Consider the following 12,519-nt stretch of genomic DNA (forward strand, 5'->3'; position numbering starts at 1 on the left):
GCAACGGCTGAACTAACGACCGCAACCTCTGAACTATCGACCGCAACGTCTGAACTAACGACTGCAACCTCTGAACTATCGACTGCAACCTCTGAACTAACGACCGCAACCGCTGAACTAACGACCGCAACCGCTGAACTAACGACCGCAAAACCTGAACTACCGACTGCAAAACCTGAACTACCGACTGCAAAACCTGAACTACCGACTGCAACCTCTGAACTGCCGACTGCAAAGCCTGAACTACCGACTGCAACCTCTGAACTGCCGACTGCAACGGCTGAACTGCCGACTGCAACGGCTGAACTATCAACTGCAACGTCTGAACTATCGACCGCAACCTCTGAACTACCGACTGCAACATCTGAACTATCGAACGCAATGTCTGAACTGCCGACTGCAAAACCTGAACTATCGACTGCAAAGCCTGAACTATCGACTGCAAAGCCTGAACTACCGACTGCAAAACCTGAACTAACGGCTGCAAAGTCTGAACTACCGACTGCAAAACCTGAACTAACGGCTGCAAAGTCTGAACTATCGACCGCAACCTCTGAACTGCCGACTGCAAAGCCTGAACTATCGACTGCAAAGCCTGAACTACCGACTGCAACCTCTGAATTACCGACCGCAATCTCTGAACTGCCGACTGCGACCTCTGAACTACCGACCGCAACGTCTGAACTGTCGACCGCAACCTCTGAACTGTCGACCGCAACCTCTGAACTATCGACCGCAACGTGTGAACTGTCGACCGCAACTCTGAGCTACGCTTTAAGGTTCCCGCCTGCGCGGGAATGACGGATTTATTGGTTGAACAATCACCATACTAAAAGCTATCCTTACACATCATGCTATCTGCATCACGCTATCTGCACCCTGCTACCGGCCTGGCAGATTTCCGCCGGAAAAAGCACGGAAATCTTTGCACTACCCCCTCATACCACCACAACCCAAGGCAGGATCAAAGCGGGAGCGGTGGGATAAGCCAGGCTGAGAGCCTCGATGCTGCCGCAATAAAGATTTCCGTAGCTTTTTACAAGGAATTGCGCAGCAATCTTTTATACCGATAAAAACTACATTATCTCATAAAAAACGGTGCAAGCCTTGATTTTTGGTTACCTTTTTATCAAGAAACCTGCGAAGCAAGCTTGAAGACCATTAAAAACTTAAACAACCACTGAAAAAAGGTAAGAGCCCTTCGGTGGCTAACCGAGGCAAGCCTTGGCGAATGGCAAAAAATAGCGAACGCATTAAGATTAGCTTCGCTAAGCACTTCGTGGTTCCCGCCTGCGCGGGATCCGATAGCCTATCGGATGACGAACTATTTTATGAAAAGTTCAAAGATCTCTCCACTACGGTCGAGATGACGGATTTTTTTGAAATAAAAGCAATTAAAAGATCCTTCGCCACGCTCAGGATGACAGCAAAAGAAGAACCCCCTCTACTCCATGCTATCTGCATCACGCTACCTGCACCCTGCTACCGGCCTAGCAGATTTCCGCCGGAAAAAGCACGGAAATCTTTGCAGTTTCCCCTTCATACCCCCACAACCCAAGGCAGGATCAAAGCGGGAGCGTTGGGGATAAGCCAAGGCTGAGAGCCTCGATGCTGCCGCAATTAAGATTTCCGTAGGTTTTTACAAGGAAAGGTGCAAGCCTTGATTTTTGGTTACCTTTTTATCAAGAAAAAGGTAAGAGCCCTTCGGTGGCTAACCGAGGCAAGCCTGAGCGAAGGGTAAAGAATAGCGAAAGCATTAAGATTAGCTTCGCTGAGCACTTCGTGGTTCCCGCATGCGCGGGAATGACGAACTATGTTTATGAAAAGTTCAAAGATCTCTCCACTACGGTCGAGATGACGGATTTTTTTGAACTAAAAGCAATTAAAAGATCCTTCGCTGCGATCAGGATGACAGCAAAAGAAGAACCCCCTTCTACTCCATGCGATCTGCACCCTGCTACCCGGCCTGGGATATGATGGAAGGAGACCCTTCGACTACGCTAAGGACGTTAAAGCTTTAGCACCTCCTTTCGACATACCACTACCCAGAGGCAGCACGCCCTCCCCGATTTTTCATCAGCTTGTCCCCAACATTCTTCGGGAGGCGCTTGTGCTGACGACCAATAAAGCTTTGACGAATTTATCCGGCATCAGATCCAAGCCTTTCAGTTATGCCTTTTCGTTGTTGTTTTTAATGGCAGGCATGCTTTCGCTGCGCTCAGGTTTGTTTCTTTTCTATCAAGAGAAAAGAAAGAGCCCCTCGGTGGCTAACCGAGGCAAGCCCTAAACGAGGGACTTAAAGAAAATTCTATTCATAACCACCCCCAGCCCCTCCTAAATCAGGAGTGGAGCGCCCCTCATGGTTTCCAAAAATCAATTCATGAATATTATTTCTGCTCCATGCGATCTGCTCCCTGCTACCGGCCTGGCAGATTTCCGCCGGAAAAAGCACGGAAATCTTTGTAGCCCCTCTTCATAACCCCACAGCCCAAGGCAGGATCAAAGCGAGCGCGATGGGATAAGCAAGGGTTAAGAGCCTCGATGCTGCCGCAATCAAGATTTGCGTAGCTTTTTACAAGGAACGATGCAAGCCTTGATTTTTTGTTACTTTTTCATCAAGCCAAAAGTAAAAGCCCTTCGGTGGCTAACCGAGGCAAGCCCGAGCTAGGACAACAAAATGGCTAATGCATTAAGGTTCCCGCATGTGCGGGAATGACGACCGTACTAATAACCACCCCCACCCCTCCTAAATCAGGAGGGGAGTTACTCTCATCATTTCAAATATCACCTTAACCTTTAAACAACCCTGCAAAAATTTCATTCGAACGCAATTTTGCCTGATGATCGTAAATATGCGAGGTACTCATGATCTCGTTGACACCATACTTTGCCACAAAAGCCGACAAATTCTCATGAATGGTTTTGGCGCTGCCAATAAAAGAGTAGTATAACATCTGCTCAACCGCTTCCTTTTCCATACGGTCCCAATACGTATTGATATCATCAACCGCTGGTTTGAGCATTTCTCTTTTACCGGTAATTACGCCAAGAAACATCCTTTTTACCGAACTCGATAAACGTTCTGCTTCCTCATCGGTATCGGCAGCAACCACATTTACACAAGCCATTACATAAGGCTCGCTCAAAAATGGTGACGGTTTAAAATTATTCTTGTAAATCGAAACGGCCTGTTCGAAATACGTTGGGGCGAAATGACTGGCAAAAGCATAAGGAAGTCCTTTTTCTGCTGCCAAACGGGCGCTATCGGTACTTGAACCCAAAATCCAGATCGGAATATCCAATCCTTCGCCAGGTACGGCCCTTACCCCCGCCCTGTTATTGCCGGCAGAAAAGAATTGCTGTAATTTTTCAATATCCCTGGGGAAACTATGAACGGCATTAAAATTTTCGCCCCTGATGGCCATTGCCGTAACCTGATCGGTGCCAGGCGCCCTGCCCAAACCGAGGTCAATGCGATGAGGATACAACGACGCCAATGTTCCAAATTGTTCGGCCACTATTAATGGCGCGTGGTTAGGCAGCATAATGCCTCCGGAGCCTACCCGTATGCGGGTGGTATTGCCCGCAATATAACCAATCAATACCACCGGGGCCGAACTGGCCACGCCGGCCATGTTATGGTGTTCGGCAAACCAGTAACGTGTATAGCCCAAAGCTTCAGACTGTTTTGCTAAATCTAAACTGGTTTTGAAGGTATCTGAAGCATTAGAACCATCTAAAACGGTTGCAAGATCGAGAACGGAATAAGGTATATTTTTCAATAAGTGATCAGCCATAAACTAAAAAGATAAATCTGTATTGCAAAAATATCCTTTATAAAACCAAGTCTGCCTTAAGTGAATACTTATGACGCTTAACCAACATAAACGCCAGTGCCGGTAGCAGGGAGCTGATGCAAAAAAGTTAATAAGTTAAGTTATACATCGCCCTTTACAGCGATGTAGGAGTTTGTATATTATGGTAACAAAACAGACGGGGGTACGCTCTTAAGTTGATTAAACTTATTATATTGAAAACAAATCAACTAGTTGCTGTAAATACCCTTGTTGTAGAATATTTTATGGATTATAGCTATTGCCCGCATCAACTAAACTTAATTGACCAATATTTTAGTTAAATTAATAAACAAGGGAGAAACTTTAAATTATTGCGTACAGATAGTACGTTTTTCGTTACAAAAAGGCGTAATTTCGTTATAAGAGAACCAGATATTTTGAAGATGATTAAGTGCATAGCCATAGATGACCAGTACAGTTCCTTAGCAGGGCTACAAAAATATATAGAAGATACACCAAACATGCGGCTAGTGCAGCAATTTACAGATCCCATTACTGCCTTAAGAGAGCTGGCCGGCTCAGAAACGGTTGATGTGATTTTTATGGATGTGGAAATGCCCCAGATTTCAGGGCTCGAACTGGCCAAAGCCATCCGCTTCAGAACCAGGAAACTCATCTTTACCACCTCTCATCAGCAATACGCTTTTGATGCTTTTGAGGCTGCCGGAGATGCTTATTTGCTAAAACCATATAGCTATGCTAAATTTGCAACAACCATTACCCGGCTTTTTGGGCATGAAATGACGGGCGGAGCCAATGAAGACTATTTTCTGGTTAAAAACAAGGAAGAAGAACACCGGGCGGTAATGGTAAAATATGAGGATATTATTGCTTTTGAAAGCTTTCATAATTACATTAAATTACATACCGTAACCAAAGTAATTATTGCTTACCTGAGCTTAAAAGATGTTCGTGAACAGCTTAGTATTAAGAAAGGTTTTATACAGTTACACCGGGGTTATATTGTGGCCATTGATAAAATTTTGCATATAGATGGCAACAGGATTACCATGAACAACCACATTAGTTTTACTGTTGGCGATATTTATAACAATGAATTTAAGAGTTTTATTTCCGAAAGGTTAATTATCAGTAGCCGTAAGAAATAACGGCTACCGATAAAAACATTCAATTATAAAATGATACCTGTACTGGTAGAAACAGTGACAGTAGTTGGATCTGACACCGTTGTTGGGTTATTAATCGCTCTACTTAGTTTTTTTTTAAATACAAATAGTGTTCTTTTAGCTAGTTTTTGAGTTTTCATAATTGTTTTTTTTCGAAAACTAGCGGCGATAGCGCCCTATAACTTTAGTTGTTACACAGATAGTAATTAAGTCTTTATGAATAGATTAAAACAGAGCATGAGCATTTTAAGACACTGGCTACGTACTTACCAGATACATATCATTGCATGGTCTGTATTTATATTTTGGGAAACTGTAGTGGTTATTTACTGGGTAGGTATGGCCGGTACATTTGGTAACTATGCTATTCATTATACGATTAATATCACTTTCTTTTATACCTATACTTTACTGCTCGAAAAAGCAACAGCATTTCCTAACGGAGCGGTATGGAAGGTTCCTTTGGTTGTGATATCAACTATCCTGATTTATTTAGGTACAGTTACCGTTGTAGACATTTTACTAAATACCTACACCAATATTTTACCAGGAGAACTGCCAAGTCTTAGAATCAGAATAGCCAAGGTGCTGTATCGAGGCTCATTTTTCCTTATTTTTTCTACAGGTTATTATTTCTTAAAGCGCTTTATTAAAGAAAAAACTGAAAAATCCCGCATTGAGAAACAGCGTTTCCAGATGCTCCTGGAGAAAGAGAAAACGGAAAAGGAATTGGCCATGTCTAAAAACGCCTTTATGAAAGCACAGATTAACCCGCATTTGCTTTTTAACACCTTTGAGTTTGTACACCAAAAGCTAAGCACTTACTCTCCGGAGGATGCAAAAGTAATGCTCTACCTTTCTGATATGATGCGTTTTGCTGCCAGTACACAGCATAATGAGGGGTTTGTACACCTGACTGAAGAAATTTCGCAGTGCGAAAACCTGATTGGTTTGCACCAAATTACCCAGGGCGCAGTTTATATTGAAATCGCCAGCTCACCCGACCTTGATGAGATTAAGCTGATTCCACTGGTTTTGCTTACCATTCTGGAAAATATGTTTAAACACGGGAACCTCAATGATGTAGAAAATAAGGCCAGTATAGCAGTTTATACATTTGATGGAAAACTGCATATTGAAAGCCGCAATTTACCAAGGCTGGTAAAAAGCAAGGTAGGCTTTGGCTCCGGTATGGATAATATCCGTAACCGTTTAAACTATGCCTACCATCAACACGCCGCAATGACTGCCGGGATTGATGAAGAAGGTTTCTATTATGTAAATATCAGTATTTCTTTGGCTGAACTAAGCATGGCCCCTAAACTTATGAAAGCTGAACAGGCTATTCTCGTTTAGTTATTCAATAATTTCTTAAATACAATTAATGGCCACACCAACCTGGTAGCGAAAACCTACTACCACTGTTAAATTGCTGATCACCGGAGCTTCCATTCTTCCGGTGGAGCTGCTTTACAAAAATCTGGTTCAACATTATGATTGTAAACTTTAACACAGTCCAGGCGCTGGCTTCCTCAGGTTGTTTAATCTGCATCGCATCGTATGGACATCGGGCAGCTTAAAGAAAAATCTGGTTCAATCATCAAGGTTTACGCTCTGCATATACGGCTGCAATCTGTGCTGAAAGATATGTAAAGGCAAGTGGTATTTCAGTTGCTGCATTTTTGATATTGCCTTCAATAAAAATATATCCTTTATATTTGATCTGGTGCAAAGCCCTTAAATAAGGTTTAAAATCATCGCCCGTTACACCAGGCAGCGACCTTTTTTCTTTTTCAGCAACTTCTGCAAATCCAATCCATTTACCGGCCTTGATAATTTCATCAGGAGCCTCGCCCTCACGCATCATATGAAATATATCAGCATTTAATCTGAAATTTGGGTGGTTAACTTTTCTTACCACCTCAGCTGCCGACTTTAATGAGGTAATGAAGTTTGTTTCGGTAGTTTCCAGGTTTTCTAACAAAATTGTAACCTCATATCTGCCTGCAATTTGGGCCAGCTTTTTACATAAACCAATAAAATCTGTTTTTGCCTTCACCATATTGTAATCAGCAGGAATACTCCTGGCACCTGAGCTTCCTAAAACAATAAACTTAACCCCTGCCCGCCCGGCTCTTGAAAGCACCGTTTCGGTATATCTTAAAACTTTCGCTTCATCTACATCAGGTCCGGCAATTTTAACATTCGATGGAAAGAAAAGATTACAGCTTAACACTTTACATTTCGCTGCCTTGATTTTTTCGAGATTAGCATTGAACTGCTCATCTGTTAATTGAGGCGAAAGCATTTTTGGAACTGATTCGCCGATCATTTTAAAACCTGAAGCATAAGCTACACTATCCTGTGCTAAACCCGATACAATCCCTAAACGGGGGTAATCTTGCTTATCAGGCATGAAACCCAGACATATGGTAAAAATCAGGCCGATTAAAAAAACCGGATAAACGGATTTTATACTTCTCATATTTTTCAGCACATTGGTTAGAAAATACCTGGCTTTTTACGCATTTTGAACCAGCGCTTAAAGCTCAAGATTGATGGTGATAAGCAACAAGATACAGATATTAGTTGATATGTTGCGCTCATTCTAAAATAAGCTGTACCATAGATAAACCGTTGTGCTTTGCTGATGGAAGTGCCATTTAATATTTAATGCCACCGGATGACTTGCCCTGAGCGATATAGAGACAAATTAGCGGTTAAAGCAAACCTATGGTACAGCCTGCCGGTTTTATGCTGCGTCGTAAATTACCACTTTTTCAAAATAAACCCTAAACTCATCTAAAAAAGCTTTATGCAATGGATGAACCTGGTAAACATCATGTGCTGCCAGGTCTTCAAATAATAAAAGCAGACTGAAGGTGTAAGTGGTATCTACTACGGCACGCTCAATGGGGGCCGGTACACCGACATGAAAAGTTTGTACTACTTCAATATTTTCCAATGTTTGTAAGCTGTTGCGAAAAGCAATTTTCTGCTCATCGGTGGTATCGGCTTTGAGCCAGAATAAAACGTGGTGTGCGATCATCTTTAATTTTTTGCCAAATATAAAGGAAAGCATTAAAGAAGCTAAGTTTATCCAAAAACACTTTTAGCTTTCTCTACCGCTTTTATCAAATCTATCCCTTTGCCCAAAACCCCTTTAAAAAGATCTCCTTCAACCTTTAGTCGATCAATGGCGTTAAAAATATTAAAATCTTTCATTTTCAAACCTGGCTTCACTTCATCCCAATGTAATGGCATTGATACCGTTGCACCAATTTTCGGACGTAAAGAATAAGGCCCGGCAATGGTTGCCCCTGGCCTGTTCTGTAAAAAATCGAGATACATTTTGCCTTTTCTGGCACTGATCATCCGCTCGAGGGAAGTATATTCGGGTATTTGCTGGTGTACCAGGTTCACCACTATTTTTGCAAACATCTGGCTTTGATCGTAACTGTACTTTGCATTTAACGGAATATAAATATGTATTCCGGTGGAGCCTGATGTTTTGCAATAACTCGGTACATCAATCGCATCCAGTACCTTTTTGATTTCCAAGGCGGTTTCCACTACCTGATCGAAAGATTGTTTATCGGGGTCTAAATCAATTACGCAATAATCCGGATGATCGGGGCTTTGTACCCTGCTAAACCAGGGATTCATTTCTATACAGCCTAAACTGGCCATCCAAAGCAAAGAAGCTTCATCTGTTCCAACCAGGTATTCCTTTTTTTCACCGTCGCTATTTTCATAAGGGAAGGTTTTGGCCCAATCAGGTGCTTTCCCCTTTACATCTTTCTGGTAAAAACTTTTGCCATGTATGCCCCCAGGGAAACGGTTAAGCGACTGCGGACGGTCTTTCAGATAAGGCAAGATATATTCAGCAACCTGGTAATAATAATTAAACATATCTCTTTTCGTCACCTTATCTTCGGGCCAGTATATTTTACTCAGGTTGGTAAATTTAAGTTCATGCCCTTTAATTTTCCTTACCTGGGTTTCATCCTTTGGGTTTAACAAGGTCTTCGGTACTTTGCCTTCGGGTGCTTTAATTGCTTTTGCATGTGGGTTTTGGGCCTCCGCATCTTCCACTACTTTTTCGGTTGGCATTTCTACCTCCCTGACCACATCTTTGGCTTTTTTATCTTCGCGCATACCCTGAAAGGAAGGATGACGGAAAACCCCATCATCTGTTACTTCAGCAAAAGCAACTTCACATACCAGCTCAGGTTTTAACCAGGTGGCTTTTGCCTTTGGCGGATTGGGCCTGAAACGCGAGGGTTTATTTACATCAGGAATACTTTCGAAAGGACTCTGATCCACAATAATCGGCTTAAACTGTTCCATCATGGATTTTTGAAGCTTGTCTGAAAATCCTGTCCCCACTTTGCCTACATACTGCAGTTTTCCCTGTTCGTAAACGCCCAGTAATAAAGAACTGAAAGATTTGCTGGTATCGGCATTTTTGGTAAAACCTGCGATAACCACTTCCTGCCTTTTATGTACTTTAATTTTAAGCCACTCTTTAGATCTGTAATTTGTGCTATAGGTACTGTTTATTTTCTTGGCAATGATCCCCTCCAGGCCCATCCTTTCGGCTGCATCAAAAAAATCAACACCGCTTGCTTTAAAAACTTTTCCTAAACGTATCCGGTCATCGTTTGTGGGTAAAACCTCGTTTAATATGGCCTGGCGCTGATAAAGTGGCAGATCCATAAGGTTCTTACCTTCGTACCAAAGGATATCAAACACATAAAAAACGAGTTCGCCATCTGCCTCGCTTCTCCAGTTCTGCAGTGAACCAAAATTAGATATGCCTTTATCATTTAATACCAAAATTTCGCCGTCAAGAACTGCATTTAGTTTCCAGTCTGAAAGCAGATCGTAAATGGGATAAAATTTTTCATTAAAGGATTTATTATTTCTGGATAACAGGTCAACCTTACCTTTGTTAAGAAAGGCCATCGCACGGTAACCGTCCCATTTTACCTCGTACTGCCAGTCAGGGTCATCAAACGGTTCGTTAACAAGGGTGGCAAGCATGGGCTTTATACCTGTGGGCATAGCAGTTTTCGGCGCTTTTTTCAGGATGCTTTTAACATCTGCAGTAACTTCATCACCAACGGATTTAGTTTCTTTCTTTACCTTTGGTTTCGGGCTTTTTTTTTCCGTTTTCAAATCCTGCTCTTTTCCGGCTTTCCAAACTTTATCTGATGTTTTTTCCATCTTTTCGATCGTTTTACCAGACAGCACAGATTTATCTTCTTTGGTAATATCTTTCGTTGAAGCGTAGTCGTCTTTATGTTTGATCAATAGCCATCCATTTTCGCCCATGCCATTTGTTTTAACAAGTGCAAATTCGCCTTGAAGTTTTTCTCCATTCAGCCTGATTTTTAAAGAACCATCATTTAACTGGCCCAGCAAATGTTTCTCCTGCGCTTTTTTGCCTTTAATGGCTTTTATCGGTTCATAAGTACCTTCATCCCATACAATAACGGTTCCGCCGCCATATTCGCCCTTTGGTATAATCCCTTCAAAATCTTTATAATCATAAGGGTGATCTTCTACCATCATGGCCAGGCGTTTAATTTTAGGATCGGTTGAAGGACCCTTTGGTACCGCCCAGCTTTTTAAAACGCCTTCCATTTCGAGTCTGAAATCGTAATGCAACCTCGAAGCATCGTGTTTTTGAATGACGAAATGTAGTTTATTCTGATCGCTGCTTTTACCCGATTTCGGTTCGGTAGTTTTAGAGAAATCGCGTTTGGAAACATACTTTTTCAGACTCATAGAATTAATGTTTTACTTTTTCAAATAATCTTCAACTGCACTGGCAGCAGTACCCACTGTTTCTACGGCGGCCTTGAGTTTATCTTTGCTCACACCAAATTTGTTAGACCAGTAATCCAGCTCATAACCTTCATTAACATTGATCCTTGCGCGATCAGCGTTACCTGTTTTTTGTTTATCATCCATAACTGTTCTTGATTAGATGATTATAAAACAGCCCCATAACAAAAAAGGTTTTAACCTCCGTTTGTGCAAACAGCTGTTAAAACCAAAAAAAACAAACATTTAAAATTTAATCTGCTAACGCAGCAACCATTTCCGACTCTGTTTCTTCTGCATACCAGAAACTATTATAGGTTGCACTATAAATAATCCTCAACCAAACCAGAAAATAAGGAACGCTGATGATTGCCAGTGATAACGGATGCGATTTTGCGAAGACCGGGAATAACAACAGCGGAAAATTACAGGTAATTAACAATAAAATGGGTAGTAGTATCCTTTTCATCACCTCATTCTTTTCTTTCACATACCATACACCTACCCCGATAATGGGAATGATAAAAGTGCAGTCTTCTGCACCTGTGCTAAACAATACCGGAAAAATCAAAACCGATGACAGGATCATTAACTGGAAGCGGCTTTTTTTGAAACGCGACAGGTTTATGAAAGGCAAACTGAATAATAAAGCACCCAGGCTCAGCAATAGAAAGTTCGGTATATTCTTTTCATTAAAAAGTGCTCTGAAGAAACCCATAATGGAAATATCAATCCCACCTCCCAGCACGTTTACCATATTTTTACTCATTAAAGAGTTTTTCCAATCTACATAACTGTGCAGCACATAACCTGGTGAAGCGATAAGCATCGGTAATAAAAATACAATTACCGACCATAAAAGCAACCACAACATGAAGGATAGTTTATTTTTTGAAAAAAAGAAAAAAACCAGCCCCACAATGCCATACAATTTAATAAAGGTACCCAGCACAATGCAAAGTGCAGACCATGTTCCTTTATCTTTATTGAGCAGGGTATAGCTTAATACCATTAATGCCCCTGCACCGGCATTAAACTGCTGATTGAGCATCGATTCTATTAAACAGGGAATAGCGATATAACCTACAGCCATTTTTTGATCTTCGGTTAAGGGCAAGGTTTGCACGGCCTTAAAAAGGAAGAAGCAGTTAAACAGGTTCCAAAACAATAATCCTATCCAATTATGAAAAATGGCAAATGGAGCAATCAACACACTAAAAACAGGGCCATAATGATTGGAATCATCATGATAGGCTGGATAATATGCATAAAGCGAACGTTCATGCAGCAGGTTTCTGAATGTATTTTCGAAAATCAGATAATTATTGTAACGGTTTGTTATCCAGGAATCTATTACAAAAATAAGGGTAATCAGCACCCAGATAAACAACACAAAACGATTGTCTTGATAGAACTGACGACCTGAAGGCAAACTCCGATTGCTGGCTAGAAAATAATTTAGCATTTGTAAAAAATATATTACAATACAATTATAAAAACGAAAATCGACAAAACCTAATGTTTTTATGAATGAATGTGATGCGGATTAAATGCGAAAAAAAATTTACTCTACGGGAAATAATGCAATAAAATCTGACTTCCCGATAGAAACAGTCGTGATCGGATCCTATAATTTAAAGAGAACGCGTTATTTATACCATATTTCTGAGAATTTACTGACAAAACTTTAAAACCAAATGGAA

At 41.3% G+C, this 12,519-nt stretch carries 9 protein-coding genes; 3 read left to right on the plus strand and 6 right to left on the minus strand.

Features of this window, described 5'->3' with window-relative positions; translation table 11 throughout:
* Positions 1–851 precede the first annotated feature (851 nt).
* Positions 852–1,073, plus strand: a complete 222-nt coding sequence (locus ACIQXP_RS00215) for a hypothetical protein (protein WP_387504471.1) — start codon at positions 852–854, stop codon at positions 1,071–1,073.
* 1,716 nt (positions 1,074–2,789) lie between these two features.
* On the opposite strand, the gene ACIQXP_RS00220 is transcribed toward ACIQXP_RS00215, so the two are convergent.
* Complete coding sequence (locus ACIQXP_RS00220; RefSeq protein ID WP_387504469.1) at positions 2,790–3,797, minus strand: LLM class flavin-dependent oxidoreductase; 1,008 nt, start codon at positions 3,795–3,797, stop codon at positions 2,790–2,792.
* 443 nt (positions 3,798–4,240) lie between these two features.
* On the opposite strand from ACIQXP_RS00220, the gene ACIQXP_RS00225 reads away from it, so the two are divergent.
* Both ACIQXP_RS00225 and ACIQXP_RS00230 read left to right on the plus strand, forming a co-directional pair.
* Positions 4,241–4,966, plus strand: coding sequence for a LytR/AlgR family response regulator transcription factor (locus tag ACIQXP_RS00225; RefSeq protein ID WP_293744800.1), 726 nt, complete (start codon positions 4,241–4,243; stop codon positions 4,964–4,966).
* Between the two features lie 234 nt (positions 4,967–5,200).
* Positions 5,201–6,340 carry a sensor histidine kinase gene (locus tag ACIQXP_RS00230; protein ID WP_293744802.1) on the plus strand — a complete coding sequence of 380 codons (1,140 nt, stop codon included), beginning with the start codon at positions 5,201–5,203 and terminating at the stop codon, positions 6,338–6,340.
* A 244-nt stretch (positions 6,341–6,584) separates the two neighbouring features.
* Here the strand turns inward: ACIQXP_RS00230 and ACIQXP_RS00235 are convergent, their stop codons facing one another.
* The 5 genes from ACIQXP_RS00235 to ACIQXP_RS00255 form a co-directional block, all read right to left on the minus strand.
* The gene (locus ACIQXP_RS00235) at positions 6,585–7,469 is read right to left on the minus strand and encodes a sugar phosphate isomerase/epimerase family protein (protein ID WP_387504468.1); all 885 of its coding nucleotides are present in this window, start codon (positions 7,467–7,469) and stop codon (positions 6,585–6,587) included.
* 267 nt (positions 7,470–7,736) lie between these two features.
* Positions 7,737–8,033 carry a Dabb family protein gene (locus ACIQXP_RS00240; protein ID WP_293744804.1) on the minus strand — a complete coding sequence of 99 codons (297 nt, stop codon included), beginning with the start codon at positions 8,031–8,033 and terminating at the stop codon, positions 7,737–7,739.
* A 47-nt stretch (positions 8,034–8,080) separates the two neighbouring features.
* Positions 8,081–10,777, minus strand: a complete 2,697-nt coding sequence (gene ligD / locus ACIQXP_RS00245; protein WP_387504467.1) for a DNA ligase D — start codon at positions 10,775–10,777, stop codon at positions 8,081–8,083.
* Between the two features lie 12 nt (positions 10,778–10,789).
* Positions 10,790–10,963 carry a DUF3606 domain-containing protein gene (locus tag ACIQXP_RS00250; protein WP_387504466.1) on the minus strand — a complete coding sequence of 58 codons (174 nt, stop codon included), beginning with the start codon at positions 10,961–10,963 and terminating at the stop codon, positions 10,790–10,792.
* 106 nt (positions 10,964–11,069) lie between these two features.
* Positions 11,070–12,281, minus strand: coding sequence for a glycosyltransferase family 87 protein (locus tag ACIQXP_RS00255; protein WP_387504465.1), 1,212 nt, complete (start codon positions 12,279–12,281; stop codon positions 11,070–11,072).
* Between the last annotated feature and the right edge of the window lie 238 nt (positions 12,282–12,519).

This window comes from Pedobacter suwonensis (genome assembly GCF_044762335.1).
GTDB lineage: Bacteria > Bacteroidota > Bacteroidia > Sphingobacteriales > Sphingobacteriaceae > Pedobacter.